Annotated in this window: 10 protein-coding genes; all 10 read right to left on the bottom strand. The window is 40.6% G+C overall.

The window, feature by feature from the left end; translation table 11 throughout:
- Positions 1-2 precede the first annotated feature (2 nt).
- The 10 genes from N7548_RS04975 to N7548_RS04930 all read right to left on the bottom strand — a co-directional run bounded on the left by N7548_RS04975 (position 3) and on the right by N7548_RS04930 (position 18,338).
- A complete protein-coding gene (locus N7548_RS04975; protein WP_263608360.1) occupies positions 3-989 on the bottom strand; it encodes a carbohydrate ABC transporter permease in 987 nt (328 codons plus the stop codon).
- Positions 980-1,957, bottom strand: coding sequence for a carbohydrate ABC transporter permease (locus N7548_RS04970; RefSeq protein ID WP_263608359.1), 978 nt, complete (start codon positions 1,955-1,957; stop codon positions 980-982). The genes N7548_RS04975 and N7548_RS04970 overlap by 10 nt, the downstream gene beginning before the upstream one ends.
- Positions 1,954-4,371, bottom strand: a complete 2,418-nt coding sequence (locus N7548_RS04965; protein WP_263608357.1) for a DUF5696 domain-containing protein — start codon at positions 4,369-4,371, stop codon at positions 1,954-1,956. The genes N7548_RS04970 and N7548_RS04965 overlap by 4 nt, the downstream gene beginning before the upstream one ends.
- Positions 4,364-6,400 carry a YIP1 family protein gene (locus tag N7548_RS04960; protein WP_263608356.1) on the bottom strand — a complete coding sequence of 679 codons (2,037 nt, stop codon included), beginning with the start codon at positions 6,398-6,400 and terminating at the stop codon, positions 4,364-4,366. Before N7548_RS04960 ends, N7548_RS04965 begins: the two co-directional genes overlap by 8 nt.
- Positions 6,400-7,275, bottom strand: coding sequence for a carbohydrate ABC transporter permease (locus N7548_RS04955; RefSeq protein ID WP_263608355.1), 876 nt, complete (start codon positions 7,273-7,275; stop codon positions 6,400-6,402). Before N7548_RS04955 ends, N7548_RS04960 begins: the two co-directional genes overlap by 1 nt.
- A 1-nt stretch (position 7,276) precedes the next feature.
- A complete protein-coding gene (locus N7548_RS04950) occupies positions 7,277-8,161 on the bottom strand; it encodes a carbohydrate ABC transporter permease (protein ID WP_263608354.1) in 885 nt (294 codons plus the stop codon).
- Positions 8,154-11,243 carry an extracellular solute-binding protein gene (locus tag N7548_RS04945; protein ID WP_263608353.1) on the bottom strand — a complete coding sequence of 1,030 codons (3,090 nt, stop codon included), beginning with the start codon at positions 11,241-11,243 and terminating at the stop codon, positions 8,154-8,156. The genes N7548_RS04950 and N7548_RS04945 overlap by 8 nt, the downstream gene beginning before the upstream one ends.
- 67 nt (positions 11,244-11,310) lie before the next feature.
- A complete protein-coding gene (locus N7548_RS04940) occupies positions 11,311-12,753 on the bottom strand; it encodes an ABC transporter substrate-binding protein (protein ID WP_263608352.1) in 1,443 nt (480 codons plus the stop codon).
- 9 nt (positions 12,754-12,762) lie between these two features.
- A complete protein-coding gene (locus N7548_RS04935; RefSeq protein WP_263608351.1) occupies positions 12,763-15,273 on the bottom strand; it encodes a carbohydrate binding domain-containing protein in 2,511 nt (836 codons plus the stop codon).
- Positions 15,270-18,338 carry a hypothetical protein gene (locus N7548_RS04930; protein WP_263608350.1) on the bottom strand — a complete coding sequence of 1,023 codons (3,069 nt, stop codon included), beginning with the start codon at positions 18,336-18,338 and terminating at the stop codon, positions 15,270-15,272. Before N7548_RS04930 ends, N7548_RS04935 begins: the two co-directional genes overlap by 4 nt.
- Between the last annotated feature and the right edge of the window lie 50 nt (positions 18,339-18,388).

Below are 18,388 nucleotides of genomic sequence, written 5' to 3'. Positions count from 1 at the left end.
CCTTATTCGCCTGTGATACCAGTACGGTCAATACTTTCAGTGAATTGTCTTTGTGCAACAAAGTAGAGCACCAACAATGGTAGTATGGAAACCATATTACCAGCCAAGCGAATGGCTTCATTGAGTTCTGAACCGAGGGTTCCAGGTGGATATAATGTTTCATACGACGATACAAATTGTACTAAACGCAGTGGCATCGTCACGTTGCCGCCCACATAAAGAGCGGTCATGAATGTTTCATTCCAATACCAAACGGTTGCGAACAAGAATACGATCACAATCGAAGGTACAGCGGATGGTAAAGCGATTCTTGTAAAGATTTTAAATTGACCAGCCCCATCAATTTCTGCAGATTCCATCAAGACTTGTGGAATGGTTTTAAAGAATTGATAGAAAATCAATATGAAAATCGATTGATTCAACCCTTGTCCAAAGATGGCTGGGAACAACATTGAGTTTTGTGAACTCATGAATCCACCAATCCATGTGAATGGCGGCAATTTACCCAAGGTATTGAAGATTTCAATATTGGTCACCATCGTCACTTGTGGTGGCAATATAAAGGTAACCAACATCAAAACGAATAAAATCTTTTTAAATGGGAATTCGAATTTCGCAAACCCATAACCAACCAATGCAGATGTTACTGTCGATGCGATGGATACCTTTAAGACATAACCTAAAGTTCCAAAAATCGATTGTGGTAAGGCTAAAACCTTAAACGCACGGTTGTAGTTTTCAATCTCAATCGTGGTTGGGATCCATTTGACACCTGGGTCAATGAGGTCATCTACGGTTTTAAGTGAGTTGACCATCATAAATAACAATGGGTACAAGTAAACATAGGCGAAGCTGATGAGTAAGGTATAAATAGCGATTTTAAATACCAAACCGTCGGTTAAGTTCATCCCAAGCAATAGTTTTTTGATACGAACTTTGCGTTGGTGTTGATCACCTAAGCGGTTTTTTAGTTTATCTATTAACCCCATCGTTTCACCTCTTTTCGTCTAATCGATAGTAGACCGATGAAAATCAACATGACTAAGACCATCAAAATGAAGTAAATCCAAGCGATGGTAGCGGCATAACCATAACCTAGCCAGATTTGATTGTCTGGTGCACCAGCCAACATGTGCGTTCTGGTTAATTCGAGAATACCACCGGTTTCAACAAACAAGGACATCGATACGACCACATATATGATGGCGACTGAAATCAATGGTTTGATGGAAGGTAACGTAATTTTCCAAAAACGATCCCATGGCGAAGCACCGTCAATCGACGCGGCTTCATAGACCGAGGAGTCAATCTTTTGCAAACCGGCCAAGAAGATGAGAATCGGTACCCCGGCATACCATAAAATGAGTAATAGGGATGCGAATAGGGCTTCAATTGGTCGAGCAATCCATTCACCTAAGTTATCGAATAAGAATTGTAAAGCTGCCGATTCACTGATGGATGGTAAGCTAGTCGCTTCTTGTCTGGATAATTCGGAAATGACTGGTCCGGATGAAATAATGACTGGTAAAAAGAATATGGTACGCCATAATCCCTTGCCTTTGATCGGTAAGTTGATGAGCATGGCAATTAAAATCGAGAATACAATAATGAGCGGTACTGCAATCGCCATCTTCGCCAAGTAATCGGAGAATAATGGCAATAATGTTTGGCTTCTTACCACGTTAATGTAGTTTGAGAAACCAAATAAGTTACCTTGACCCACGTTGAATTCCACTTGATAAATCCCACGATTGATGTTGTAAAAGGATTTTGTAAATGTGAGATAAAACGATTTGATCATTGGATAGAATGTGAACACCAAATAGCCAAATAGCCATAATCCGATGAAGAGGAAACCATGAAGGTATTCTCTTTGTTTGCGGGTCAAACGACTCGCTTTTTTCACTTTTGGTGCCTTAATAACGTTGCTTTCAGGGGCTATGGTTTGTTTTTTCATAGGACCACCTCATACGATTTACCAAATAGGATGACATCATTATTCATGTAGATTTCATCGCTATAGTTGACATATATCGATACACCGTTATCATAAGTAACTCTAACCACACCTAACGCAACCACTTCACGTTCAACGATCATCGCACCAATGACATGTTTTAACGCATCATTGATATATTGATACGTATCGATGATTTCCGCTTCATAATCTGAAATAGCGGTGGTGTATAGATTTGAAGAACGGGTGTAACGCATTTTATATGTATTTTCTTCTGTCAAGACATAACGTGGGTTGATGTTGAAGTCGATCATCATCAACAGACGTTCATTGCCAAGCGCATTAAAGTTTAAATAAGGGGTAAATACAGGTACACTACCCGACAACACGATCGGTAAAATCGGTGCTAAATCGGTATAGAAATTAAATTGCCCATTGGTGACAGCCATGTCTAGATAACCATCCATATATTGCCATAGGTAACTGTTGGGTGTAGACAATAATAGGTTATCGTAGCCTTCAAGCGCATCTTGATAATAAGCCATCGCGTCACCACGTTCGTAGACTCTATTATCATAATAGCTAAACAACATATTACCCACAGATCCAGTTTCTAAACCATAACCCAAATTGTTATAGAACTTTTCATCGCCTTTGAGCTTCGCAGCTGTGGCTTTAGGGTATAACACTTGAATGTTGGATTCTACCCCTGAGAAGGAAAGATTGCTATAAGTCATTTTAAGTCTGGATACATTTCTAGCGATATCATTGATGTAATTGACACGTCTAGAATCTGATGCAACCACATAATCATTATTGAGATAAACTGGATTGCCATCCTCAGCGAGTGTATCGGAGAGTTTTTCAAATTGACGTCTGGATTCGTTGAGTTTGGTTCTTGCTAGACCCACACCATTGCCATCATTACTCCAACCATGTAAAGTCACCATTTGATTGGTAACGCCTGCTTCTTTTAAGGTTTCATACATGTCTAATACATCGTTGATTCGGGTCATACGGATACGTCGAACACCGATAAAAGCATTTTCCGTATCTGCCATGAGGTAATTTAAGTGAATTGGAATGTTGGCACTTGGTTCAACCAAATCTTTAAGGATGCCTGCATCGCGCAATTTCTCACGATAGTTAGCAGCAATCCCAACATATGACGCATCCGAACCTCCTAAGAAATGGTAATCGGTTGCGTAATCGTATTGTGTCAATTGGTCAAGTAAAGTCAGTGAGCCACCACCTTCTGCATTGATGATGCGGCGGTATAATTCGCGCACACTGTATTTGGTACGCATGTAGTTGTAACGACTGTTTGCGCCATATAAATCGGCGTAAAGGATGCCTTGTTGCGCCCCTTCGACGATTTCAGCGTAGAAACCATTGCCACCCACTTCATGGACAATCCCGAAGATTGGCATGGTCAATTGGCTGGTCGTGTAAGAATCATAACCATATTCTGAACCAAAATAACGGCTTTGGAAAGTATCCCCATGCATTTGATTGATTCGAACCAAAGCACCTACGCCATCCGGAATGACAAAATATCCTGGGGTGGTATCTTTTCTGGTTGAGCCTAAATATGGAAATACATAAATCCCTGTAAGTTTGAACTTAGGATCATTTTCAACAATGGTGTCAGAGTACACTTTGGCTTTGAATACGCCATTTTCAAGACGCAATTCGACGTTGAATGAGAAACCATATTCAAAGATATTGACTTTGGTAACAATCGCATCAGCGCTGGTTGAAACGCGGTCAACACGGACACGACTTTCATTGTAACGTTCGGGAATGATGACTTGTGAACATACATTGGATGTGGCGTAACCAAGCGCACATTCTGGGTAGTTCGCGATTAAGTTTTCATCATTTGGATATGCAACCCCAGCGATACGGTATAAGGACTCGGTTTCCAATGACTTTTCGTTGATATTGATCGGTGCGCCACCATTGGTGAGCATACGAACCGATTCAATCCATAAGCCTGAGTTCATCATGTTTCTAAAGAGTGGGGTTTCATTGGTACCTTCAATGTGTTGGAATTCCGCACGAGATGACCAAAAATAACCCGTTTCTTTGTTTTGAATGACAACAGAGAATGATTTTTGTTCAAAGTAAACCCTGAGTTGTGCATCGTTTAAGATTTCTTCATACCCTAAAAATGCCAATTCATCTTCAGTAAATGAGAGGGTATAATCGTCACGATACAACTGTAAAGCTTCAGGGGATACTTGTTCTTGTTGGGTATATCGAGAACTTTGTAAAACCAAATCTTCAATATATCCGAAGTTATCCGAAAGGACAATTTCATAGGCACTATTCTGGGTACTAGCGTTGACCACAGTGATGGTTAAGGCACTGAATATCACCACGACGATGAGGTATTTAAATACTTTAAGCACGTGAGGTCACCTCCCTGTAAATGTCTAGGAATACTTGTAAAATTTCACTCAATAGGATGTAAACGATGGAAACCATCAATAATATCATGAGTGCTGTGAAAATGGTGATGAAAATATTGCCTAAGGTCTTTCTCATCTCATAGAAATGAATTTCTTTGACCATGACAATGAGATAAATCACCGTGATGCCAATCGATACGTTGAATAGGAAGTCAAAAATGAATGCTTCATTTAAGGTTAATCCATGGGAAATGAACGCTAAGATTGGTAAAGCAATGATCATCGGTAATAAGGCATAAGCACTGGCTTGATATACATCGCTTAATTTACCTTCACCATCTCGAATACTACATACCAAGTAGTTCGCGATGACCCACAAGAAGAATGGTACGAACACGGTGATGACTTGTTGTAAGACATTGATTTCTGCAACCACACGGTCATTGAATAAGAACGATGTGGTATAGATAAACACAATGTACATCAAGAAGAATGTGAGTAAGTAAATGGTTGCGGATAAATTCGATGTTTTGCCTTCACGTTTGATGCCATAATACCCATCATTCGGATTTCGAATGACATGGAATCCAAACAATAATTCATTGTATAATTTGAAACGCTTCATAAACACATGTGCTTTTTTAAATGGCGCTTTGATGTATTTCATGAATGGCAAGAAACGGTTAACAATCGATAGAATAATTAAAGCGAAAATGACATAAACCAACCACGATGCAGCCGCTAGTAACGCGGTATTACGCACTTCCCAATACGCATTAGAATAACCTTCTAAGTGTCTTGAAATCGCGTAATAGTGCATCGCTTGTTCATATTCTGCTTTCGCGAAATGCGCATCGCCGATGCCTTTATTTGCTAAGTCGAATAAGCTATTCATCTTAAGGACTTGTTTCCAAGGTTCTTCGGATTCACTATAACGACCTGCTTGATATAAAGTGATGGCGGTATGTACCAAATCCGCGAAAGCGGTTGGCACGAAAATTTGTAACGAGGATGTGGATTTATCGAGGGCGTAAATGTTGTTTCTGGCATCTACTGCAATCGATGTTGGTGAGTTGAACAACCCTTTGGTATTGGAAGACTTATCCGGACCTGCAAAAATGAATAAGGTCTGTCCTTCTTGGGTATATTCGGTAATATAACCTTCGGCGTTGATGGTGAAGATTGTATTATTTGGACCCACATACAAGTCCATGAGGTTATCAAAACCCCAATTGGATTGGCTAAACACCAAGTTAGCGATGTTTAATTTCAAATAACCGTCTTGCCCATTGGTGATGGTCAAAATCAAACCATCTTGGTCAACGGCGACGTTATTGAGTGCTTTAGGAATCATCTTGAACCAATCACGACGTTGTTGTTCATCGAACAATAACGATTTGATGATGTTATCCCAAGTATTCGGAATACGGTTGGCCCCAAAGAATCCAAAGAATTCCCCATCGTTCTTATATTCTGCTAAACCATTGATGGAACCAGCCAATAGGATATAGACGTTATTACCCGAATCGGTAATGATTTTTGTCGGTTCAAACGTATCGGTTGGAGCGAAATAAGGTGAATTGACAGGACGTTCATACGTGACGGTTAAATCATACGAATTATTGGCATTGTCATAAACATATTTATAGGCTTTCTTGTGAGAAAAATCGACCACATAGACAGCACCGTCTAAGCCAACATGGACACCCATTGGACTGGTTAAGAAACCATCGCCAATGAGGGTTGCAGCATTGGTTTGTAAATTGTATTTGATGACACGTCCATTTTTCGTATCCGCGATGTACACGTTGTTGTCTTTATCAATCGTGAGATCTTCCGGAGAATCGAGGGTATAACCCCCAATTTCATTGGTAATGGATAGTGGTAAATACGCATCTTGAGTTGGTACGATTCGACGTTGAGTCGAAGAGTACGTGAAGGTGTAATAAGGAATACCATTGTTCGCTTTGACGTTGACTGGGAGGAGACAAACGAGTAGGAATAGGGCAGCAATCAGGACCTTTTTCATTATTTGATACCCGAATGCGCCATGGTATTCATGACTTTACTCTGTAAGAATACGAACAATAACAAGTTTGGTACGAACATGATTAAGCTCGCTGCAGCAGCCATCCCCTGACCTGCGATGTTGTTCCCGACGGAACTGGTTAAACTCATCATATAAAAGGCAAGTGTACGTTTCGACTCGTCTGTGATGAAGATGGTCGATGTCGATGTATCGTTCCAAATGGCTTGGAACGCCAAGATACCTACTGTCGCAATCGCAGGTGAAACGATTGGTACGATGATGTGATAGAAAATCTGCATTTCCGATGCGCCATCGATTTTCGCCGATTCGATCAGTTCATTCGGTGTTTGGTCGATGAATTGTTTGATTAAGAACATCGCTACTGGCATGACGACGACTGGCAAAATGTGTGCCAAATAGGTGTCAATGATGCCCATTCTCGCAATGACTAAATACCTAGGAATTTGGACTGCGATTGGGACGAACATGAGTGCGAGCGTATTGATTTCAAACAATACCTTCTTCCCTCTAAAATGCAATTTAGATAAACCATATGCACTGAGTGCAGTGATGGTAATCGCGAAGAATACACCAATCGAAGTGATCAATAAGCTGTTGATTAAGTATCTTGAAAATGGAATCCCTGATGCACTCGATATGCGTGCCAATTCCGTAAAGTTGTTTACTGTAGGGTTCTTAACGAAAAATGCTGGTGGATACGCAAATAATTCAGAAATGGGTTTGAATGCGTGATTGATGATGAATAAAATCGGTAATAACATCAAAATCGATAGTGGAATCAAAAACGCATAAAAGGTGAGTTGACTGCGATGGAAGCTCGTCGGATTGATTTTTGTGCCTTGGAAACTAGCCATATTAATCCCTCTCTCCTAGAATTTTTTGTGTCACTTTAGACAACATATAGACCAATGCCAGCAAGACCACGCTGATGGCCGATGCATAACCCATCGCGTATCGAATGAACCCGAAGTCCTCAATGTGGTTTACGATCAATTGACCAGCGTATTGTGGCGTTGGGTTCGACCCAGATAAGGCGACCCCAATGCCCCCGGCTTGGAAGGTTCCCACCACAGCCATAACGGCACCGAATAGCATTTGTGGTCGCATTTGTGGAATGGTGATGTAAAAAATTTCTTGCGTTCTGTTTTTAATCCCGTCAATATAAGCAGCTTCATACAAGGTTTGGTCGATGTTTAACACCCCGGCCAACATCGCTAAGAAGCCAACGCCCATACTACTCCATAAAGAGACTATGATCATGATGTTCATCAAGTATTGTGGGGATTGAAGGAACTGAATTGGTTCGAGAATAACGCCCCAGTTTAAGAGCCAGCTATTCAAATACCCATTCGCGTCTCCTGAGAAAATGATACGCCACATGGATGCCATCGCAACCCCCATGGTTAAGGATGGGGAATATAAAATGATGGCCAAAACCGTTCGCGGTTTTTGTGGAATTTGAGCCAACATCCATGCCAATAAGAACGATAGTAAATAACCAATCGGACCGACAATCAATGCAAACTTAACGGTATTTGGCAATACGTTTTGCATGAAGATGTTGTCCATCGTAATCAATTCAATGTAGTTGGTAACCCCAATGTATCGTGGTGCTTGAATGGAGTTAAAGTAGGTGAACGATAACCCCATCGCAATCAATACTGGGATGATGATAAATAGTGAGAATAGGATCCAGTACGGGAGAATAAACCATGCTGGATGATTCATACGTTTAAGCATTGTTTACCTCCGTTAGCCACAAATCGATGTTATAAATCGAAGGCACTGTGTAATTCTTAATGATGACTCCATTTTCAACATAACCAAATTCAGCCATCTTATAGAGGATTTCACGGTTAGAGATTCTCACTGCGTCATCTAGCGCTAATCGAACATTGGTACCATTGTAAACGACCTTACTCCAAGCATTGGAGAGCTCACGTTCAACCATGTAAGCACCCGGGATACGAGATGCTTCAATACCATAAGTCCATTGTTCAAGAACGACATTCTTGAATTGTTCTGGCATCGATGAATTCATAAATGCATTCACGTTGGCAGAATTCCAGAAATATTGACGTCCATAAGTGGTTTGTAAATTGAATGCGAAGTCACTTTGAACTTCAGTAGACATCCACCAGCTCAGGAAATCCCATGATTCTTCTTTGTTCTTTGTGGAAGATAGAATCATCGACGCTTGCGCACCGACGGCAGAGTATCGAACGATTTCATCTGTGAGTTCATTATAAACCCCTGGGTGTAAGTCCATGGACCATAAACCATCGAGTTCAGATGCGGCGGTGGATAGTAAAATATAGCTGGATAAATCGGAAATACCAATTGGCAAGGTACCATATCTAAATTGATTATAGAACGACGCTACACGTTGAGGTAAATTATACAAGGTGTATAAATTACTCATCAATTGGATCCCTTGGAGGGTTTGATCGCTATTGATCGCGGTAGACATACCATTCGGTGCGTATAGGTCACCACCAAATTGATAGATGAATGGTAGGGTTGCAACAAACGGTTTTAACCCTTCGTATTGGGCAAGTGGAACGAAGTAATTCATTCCGTAACTTTGTAATAAAGGTAATATTTCAATGATTTCATCCCAAGTTTGTGGGATTTCAGTGACGCCAATCGAGTTTAAAATGTCGGTACGATAGTAAGTTACCCAGAAGTTTTGGGTTTCAGGGATACCAAAAACGCCATCTTCAAATACATAAGGGATCATCGCACCTTTGGTAAAATTGGTGACCAAATCGGCATAACCTTCGAATTGTCGTAAATCCAGGGATGCGTCACGAATGGCAAATTCGTATGGAATCCAGTGGTCAACCCCAATCGCCACGTCCGGTGAAGTACCAGCCACATTGGCGAGAATGAGTTTATTTTGGTCTGGCATTTGTGAAAGGGTCACTTTCATATCGCCATCATACGATTGGTCAATCATCATTTGCATGATTTCAATGTATTGGCGTGGGTGATTGACCCAAACAACCAATTCATTGTCACCTCTTCTTTGGGTGGAATATGGGTTATTCACGAAGGATAATACCAAACGTTTTAAGCCTTCCCATGAGCTCACAAAGACGTTTGCATACGGTTTAGGCAAGGCTTTATCACCATGAACCATGGTTCTTTCTAATTCAAGGTTAGCACGCATGAGTCGTTGCATCAAATCTCCAAGCATTTGGTTAACGGAGGAGTCACCATCGGAGAATTGAACCATACGACCAGGCAGTTTATTAACATTACCAGCGATGCTGCGCAAACGCGTAGCTGCTACCTTTAAGTTAAGTATTTCAGACGGGGCTTTGGTATCGGTTAAGACCAATAAATCTTCATAGATTTGATCTAATTCCAATGCCCAGAAGCGTAAATCGCCTTCCGCGTTTGGAAAATAAGTTTCGATATCCCAGTCACGATAGCGGTCAGTGCCACCAGAGGTATATTTCTTAATACGTAATGCCAAATCTTGTATTTCTGACATAATGTATTTAATAGATTCAATGGTGTTTCGATATGGATACAATACCGCTTCTAATGTGATGGTATTGGTACCTGCTTCCAAATAAATCTTCAATGCGTCGTTGTTTTCATCGGTCAATGTACGATGCATGAATGACGTGGTATATGGGAATGCATAGCTTTCAAGTAGATCGAATGGGACTTCACCATTCACATAAATCTTTCTGAACACAGGCATATCCTTAATCATATATTGGCGGTATTTGAATGAAATGTGATAGAAACCAGCAGTTTCCACTTCAATTTCATAAGTGACAGCTTGACCACCATTTTGCCATGAGTCACCAAAAATGGTGTTCATCTTCAAAAATTGTGTGTCGTAATGTAATGATGATGGGTCACGTTCTGCTCTTAGACGAATCGATGCGTCATTACGGGATGCCAAATCTTTAGCCGATACTTGAACCAACTGATTCATCACGGTTGCGTTAGGGTATTGATTCAAATACGCTTCATAAGAAGGGGTTTCATCCACTTGAACGAAATGAACCTGTCCAATGAGGTATTCACCAGATACATGTTCTAAAGTGATTTCATCATTGGCTTGTAAATAAAATTGAAAATATCCGGCATGCATGCCCTTAAGATCTCGCAAAATCATGGTTTTCCAAGCCAGTTGTTTGCTTGAACCGGGTTGGATTTCATTCTGATAACGGTCTAATTCAAATTCAGTACTATCGAATACCCATTCACTTTCTAAAATGAGGGTACGTGCTTCATAGAATGGATATACTTGATTGACTCTAAGTCCAACCTGTGTCGCTTGAACACTTTCCGATAATTCATAATAGTCCACAGCGATATAATACAAGCCGCTTGGAATTGCGCCGACGTTAAAGGTGACTTGGTCGCTTAGACTACGATATGCAGAAACGGTATCATTGGCCCCGTTTCGATAATCCGCATAATCATTGATGGCGTCTTGGTATCTCGGGTCTAGTGCCGATACCAACGCGCCTGTCATATCTATTGGGTCAAACGTTTTCTCGAGGGTACTCTCGGTGTAATTATGGGATAAATATCCTTTTTTAACCGTGGAATACGTTTGTTCACTCAAACTGAGTGTCGCGCTGTCCTCATAAGCACGTGTGAGTGCGCGCGCATCGAAAAAAACATCGTTTGATGCTACTCTAAAAAAAGATGCAACCACATAAATGACCAATACCAAAGCTATTAAAGACGACAATGTCTTTTTGAAGCCAAAAGCAATAAAAAACGCTTTGACTTTTTGGTAGTATTCACTTAAAAAGCGCACCCATTTCATTTTTTTCAGGCGTTTAATCATAGATTTCCTCCAATAGATATGATATCAAGAGGGCAGTGGTTGGTTGCCCTCTTGAATCATGGATTTGTTATTCGTCTTTACCTAAATTGGCAATTTCTTGTTGTACCAATTCATTTGCTTTTAAATTCCATTGTTCTGCGAATGCAGCTACTGAGTTAGGACCAGCAGTTTGTAATGCAGTCCAGCTCCAAGGGTTGTTTTCAGTATCGCTTACCCATGCCCAGAAATCTTTATAACCGGCTAACCATTTGTCAAGGTCAGGACGTGCATTTTCAATTCTGTCCAATGTGTATTCAATACCAGGGATACCGTCGACTAAGTCAGCAACTCTTTCCCAAACGCCAGGATAAGCAGCTACTGGGAAGCGGTCTAGATATTTAGGGGTTTGACCAGCAGCTTCTGCAGCGGCTTTGTCATCTTCATATAAATCTAAACGAGCGTTCCATCCGTCTTGTCCAAATGTCATCCATTTAGCAAGTAGATAAGCTTCTTCTGGGTGAGCAGTTTGGCTAGAAATGGCTTGGTAGTCAAGAATGGTTGGTGGGAATAATCCTTCGGAACCCGATGGATAAGGCCAGAAGCCCATGTTGATTCCTTGATCTTGTGCTTCTTGGATGACCCAGAATTGCCATGAACCTTCGATATCCATTGCGGCATAACCGGATTGGATGACATAGGTTTGAAGTGCAGGGGTATTTTCCCAGTCAGCAGTTGGATAACGTGAAGTCACACCTAAGTTGAGTTCGTAGTTGTCGATTTCAACTTTAGCACGCATCGCATCAATCCATTCAGTGGAGGTATAGTTGAACTTTTCGCCATCCCATGTATCGTAACCGAAACGGGTGGAGTTCATCATTGGCCATACTTGTTGGAAGTCTGGTGAACCGTACCATGTATCAAAACCGATGACTAAGTTTTCAACGTTTTGAATATCATAGTTGGTAATTGCTTTTGCAATTTCAACGAATTCTGAATGGGTCCAGTCTTTGACAGGATAACCATCAGCGTCTAAACGATACTTGCCAGTAACGGATTGTAGACCAGATTCTTCAAAAATATCCAAATTAATGAAAATACCTTTTAAGAATTGGAAACTAGGTACCGCATATCTGTGGCCGTTATAAACCGCAGTTTTAGCGACATCTTCATATACCATGGTGGTATCTGAGTCAGCGTCCCATAAATCAGCAACGTCTAAGGTCAAACCAGCTCTAACGACGGTTGGTACGTTATCGGTTGCGAATACGTCAGGTAATAGACCAGCTTGTGCTGCTGTTACGAGGTTCCCAGTAAAGGTTGCACCTGAACCGGTAATGTCCTGTCTTAATGTAACAGTGATGTTAGGGTATTTTTCCATGAATTTGTCAATCATACGTTGATTGAACACTGGATCACCCCAGTCAGCGTAAGTTAGTTCAATGTATTTAACAGTATTGCCACCGCCGCCATTACAAGCGGCGAGTGTCAATGCAAATAATGAAATAACGAGTAGTGCGAATAATTTTTTCATAGATATCTCCTATGCTATGACTTGGTAAAGTAGAATTTCAGAAATGGTGAATGTACCAGGTAAGCTGATGAGTTCGCCACCAAGTGTACCAAAGTCAAATTCAAACTTCACTTGATCAGTGATGTCATTAGCGACTGTGAATGGCACGTAAACGACTTTTTCAGTGTCTACTTCAACTGCGAAATCATGTGATCCACCAGGGATAATGGATGAATAACCCCATGCAGGAACTACAAAGTTTACTCTAAGGTCTCTAGCAACTGAAGAACTAACAACCACTTTAAGCATGTAGTTACCAGCTTTTAAGCCAGAAAGCATTTGGTACATATGAGGTTGATATGCTGCGCCTAAGGTTTCAACTGTAACAACAGCTTTACCATCAACTAATTGCATGTTACCAGTAGCACCACCGGAGTTGTCATAAGTCCATTGTAAGACTTCTTGTGCAGAACCATTCATTAATAATTCAGGGCCTTCAGCCTTCTTGAAGGATAGGTTATCCCACATAATGTATTCATCACCAGATTCAAACGGTGCGAATTGTGTACCGAATTCAAACTTAAGTTCGAATGGTAACGCAACGCCTTCACCTGTAGTTGCAGTCACAGTATAAGTAGCCTTAGTGGTTGTGATTGCGACTGTACCGGAAGTAACGATATTGTTCCAACCAGCAGCATCCCCTTGAGTGAAGAATGGGTTCAATGTTAAATCTTTAGATGCATATGCATCGAATGTGAATGTATAAGTTGTGTTTGGTTCAAGGACTAATTTAGTACCATAGATTAATTGTAGTAAGTAACCTGCAGAACCATTGGTATACTTAGTCAATGAATACTTGAATTCGCCATTAACAACAGATAGAGATGCCATTGAGCCTTCCCAATCGTTGTAGAAACCTTGCCATCCAAGGGCGTCAAATTCTGTATTGACTAGTAGTGGATCTAACACTGCTTCTTGTAACTTAATGTTATCAAAAGTAATGATTGAAGGTGCAGCGTTTGGTGTAGCACCTAAATCAAATTCAAACTTCGTATTATCAGTGGTCTTATCGACTGTAAATACATATTGGAATGTTTGGAATTCAGTGGTTAATTGAATACCAGCTTGTTTGAAGTGTTCATAATAAGTAACGTCTTGAGTAACCACAAAGTCAATGTCTCTTGCTACAGAAGATTTCACATCAAAGGACGCACGGTATGTGACACCTTCAACGAGATCAACTTTTTGAACGAATTGAACAGACCAAGTACCTGCATCACCAGGATTTGTAATGTCCATTTGGTAAGCGCCATCTACGATAGAACCTGTAAATACAGCGACATTACCCCAGTCTTGACCCCATGTGGTCCATTCTGGTGTGGTTTCATTGATTGGTGCTGCGAAGTCACCATTCTTAAGAACGTTTGTTTCAGAGAATAACATACCTAATACGGATAAGGTAACTGTGAAGGTTGCTTCATTGCCAGCTTCGTCTTCAATCGCATATTCTAATGTGAATGTGCCTTCAACTGAAGTATCTACTGCAGTAACAACAGCTTGTGAAGCGTCTTTAATGACAACAACGATATTGTCAGTAACATCACCGTCAACAACGTCAAATGCGGTAACGCCAGCTAGTGGGTCGAATGATGCACCAATAAGTACGGATCTTTCAGCGGTTAAGCCTGAGAATGTAGGTGCTACTGTGTCTGCATCTGGTGTAGATTCGGTAATTTCAATGTCATCAAACCACATAGTTGCGTTGATTTGATCGTTACCTAATTTACCTAATTCAAATAAGATACCACCACGTTTGTTGTCTAACTTGTGAGTGAACTTGTAAGAATAAGTTGCCCATTCAGTGGTAATTAATCTATTTTCAGTTTGACCAGGTTTGAAATCTGTAAACCAAGGAGATGAGGTTAACAATTCACCAACTTGTAGGTTAATGGTCTTTTCAACAGATGATTTCGCTCTGAAGGATACTTGGTAAGTTTTGTTGAGTTCAAATGGCACGTTCATTTGTCCGAAACGAGGGGTATAAACGTTGGCACCTGCAACAACTTCTACTTTTAAAGCACCATCTTCAGCAGAAATGGTCATTTCTGCGCCATCTGCGATGTAGTTGACATTCGGGTCAGTCCATCCTCCTGTACCACCGGAGAAGTCTCCGTTGATAAGCATTTCGCCTTCAACTGCAGTTGGGTTTAATACGGTTAGATAACGCCATTTTTCACCGGTAACATTGCCGACAGTTACGACATATTTAACTGCTGCAACACCCACGGCTTGGGTATCTAAAACGCCTGATTCTGAAATGGTCGCAACCGATTGTACAGTGATTTTGTCTGTATAATCTTTGTTATCGTCACCAATCGCTTTAACACCGGTAAGAACGTTGAATTCTGTACCGTAAGCGATGTCTGTAACGTCGGTTACGCCTGTGAACGTAATCTTAGTCAACTTGGCTTCTTCTTGACAAGCGACCAATGCTACAACACTTAAAACCGTTAATACTAACAACATAAATGTTTTTTTCATTTGGCTTCCTCCCTATTTATGTATACATTTATTTGATCAATGCCGCCGGAGCGAACATTTGATGCCAATTGGGTCAATTGATCACCTTTGATCCAGTGTGAACCGAATGCATCGATGACTTCAATATCGGTGATGCGTGCTGCTTTGTCATACGTATTCAATCCGAGTGGGTTGATATAAGTGACTTTTGTATTAAAGAATTTAAAGGATACTTTGCCTTCTTTAAAGAATCGTTTGTTCAAGACTGGCTTGAATGATAGAACCAATTGATTGTCGACAACGGTGAATGGGTGTTTACCGATAAACATCTCTTTATACATCGACAACATTTCCGCGGTTGAACCAGACAATCTAGATACGAACCCTTGACCATGCTTTTTCGGATCTGGGTTGGTTGAGGTGGCGATGAAACTGGAGTTTTCAAGTGGTGAGCGGCCATAGACCTCTGGGTCCATGAAGCAAACCATATTGGTATCCATTTCATTGTAGAACTCATCATAAAGACCAGCTTTTAACAACCCGAGCAAATACTTATAAGTCATGTGCAAGAAGTTCGATTCTCTTTCTAACCAACCCTTGGTGAATGCACGGATACGTCCAATCTCATTGGAATACGCATCGAGTGAAACACTGGTTTGATAGAACTTCATCTTAGCATCATACAATTCCGTACCTTTAATCGTTTGATATAAGGCTCTAGCTTGTGCGACATCTTTGGTTTGTTTTAAATAACGTGCAGGTGCTTCTAAGAATGCCGGGATTGGGTTCATCTTAAACTCGAGTACTTTAACCAATGGTAGTTTGTAATTACCAATCTTAGGTTGACCATTGTCTAAAATGGGCTCATATCTAACCGCTTCATAAGTGAGGTAGGTTGGGTATACTGGGTCAATCTCATGGGCTCTTCTTTCTGCAACTTCCAAATCCGCTTGAATTCTTTCTAATACACGAACAGCGGCTTTGGTATCGATCCAGCTTAACGATAATGGTTGTTTTAAAGCTTCACGATAGGTTTCTAATGCGGTGGTTCTTTGATCCCAAAGTTGGTGGCCTTCGCCTTGGAGCGATTCATAGGCACGAATTAAATCAACCAGAGGTGTCAATACTTCGATGTGGTTCGCTGGATGTTGTTTGAAAGCATTCAAGACATATTGGTTTAAACGCTTTAATTCAAACATCTCAGAAACGCCTGAACCGAACAAACCAGGTAAACCATTCATCGCGTCGTTCCAGCCAGGTTTGTTCGCGTCATACGATAAACCAATACCAGCGGGGTCTAATAATCCATATTTATTCAATACAAGGGTGAGCAGTTTAGACGCTAAAGTGACTTCAACCGGTTTATTTTGAATGAGTAACCAGTCTGAATGCCCATGATGATGTGCAAGTGCGCCATATTGTCTAACTTTACCATCTTTGGTTAAAACGGTCTTTTCACTTCTCGGTAAGACATCGGTATGGTTATCAAAGAAACGATACACTTTCTTTTCAAACAACAACGCTTGTTCTGTTTCAGGATAAATATCGAGATATCCTTCAATCAAATCATAGATGTAAGTGAAGTGGTCATTCCAATAACCTTCACCGAAACTTGCTTTGATGTTTGGGGTAGATTCTTTTAAAATCACCTTCATTGTATTTTCAGCTTGTTCATCATCATAACCAAGGTCGATTAACTTTTTATAAATCGAACCTGGGGTAAATGGTTTTTCAATGAAACCATCCAGTCCCTTATAAACGACTTTACCTTGATATTCGAATTGAATACCTTCAATCGATAATGGGTTATAACCATCAGCGCTGATCAATGAAGCGAAGTGCCATAGGTTGTGGTCCTTAACGAAACTATGGAATAAGGTATCACTGCGTCTGTTTTGTAAAACGTCTCTAAAGTTACCATTGCCTTGAGAATAATACTCAGGTTCAATGACGAAGAAATTATAATCTCTTTCTAAGTCACCATGTTTGCGACTGAATAAGTGATAGCTGGCTACCCCTGATTTGGTTTCAATCGGGAACGGTTCACCACCACGCAACAAGTTATCTAAGTAACATTGTTTTAAATACGCATCAAACAGTGGTTCTGCCGTTTCGGTATCAATGGCACTGGTTAATTCACGGTGTAACTCATTGTTCTCTTTGTCTTTTGACATGAGATAACTGGTATTGAGTTTTTCGACGTATTCGTCGAGTAAATTTTTATCGGATGTATAACCAACCAAGGTATTCAATGTCACGACTTTGTCTAGCTCGCATGCAAATAAACTGAAAGCACACGGTACTTGGTTTACAACGACTTGAGGTTTATCTTTGAATGCGTCATACCCATGGTACATAAAGCCATAAGGTTTAGAGAATGATGTATCGGTATCAAATACCAATTTTGTATCCGCGATGATCTTCACGGTTTCGTTTTCTAATTTAGATATGTAGAAATTACCATCGGTGACTTCACTGACTTCTGCCGAGTCACCTGTAGATGCTCTTAATTTATAAAATGCATAGCCTGGATTAAAATCGACATCCATCCAAGATTGTAATAGGTTTGAAATGGCTTTGAAACCGCCGTAATCAATCCCTGAAGGCAATATTTGTGTCAATCCATCCAAGACTTCTATGTGTTTCTTGGATAAGGATAAGTTTTCAAAGGTTACTTTTCGAACGAGTGCGCCAATCTTTTCATTTGGTAAGGTGAAGTATTTAACCGTCACTTTGACCTGAATGGCTTCATTGACTTCTGAAATAGACACCGAATCGCGTTCAACATAAAGCGTTTGATTTAGACCATCTTCTTTGAAAAATTCATAGATGATCCCGTCGACACGAATGAATGTTCTAAATCCAATCGTTTTGGTGTACATATAAGCCGCGTTGGCTGGGAAAAACTCTAAGATTGCACCATTCTTGTCACGTCGACCAAAACTGGTGATGACTTGACCTCTATTTACATAAAAACTCCATAATGGAATCCCCTTTTTACCTGCAATCCCCGGTAAAAAAGATGAGAATGGTTTTTGTTTTTGATAATTCTTTTGAATGAAAGTGGTGTGTTGATTCGACTTCATTTTGTCCTCCGGAAATCGGTTTCTTAATTTAACAATTAAAGGGTGCACCC

The sequence above is a fragment of the Paracholeplasma manati genome (assembly GCF_025742995.1).
GTDB classification, from domain to species: Bacteria; Bacillota_I; Bacilli_A; order Acholeplasmatales; family UBA5453; genus Paracholeplasma; species Paracholeplasma manati.
This window is presented reverse-complemented; position numbering and strand designations above follow the sequence as displayed.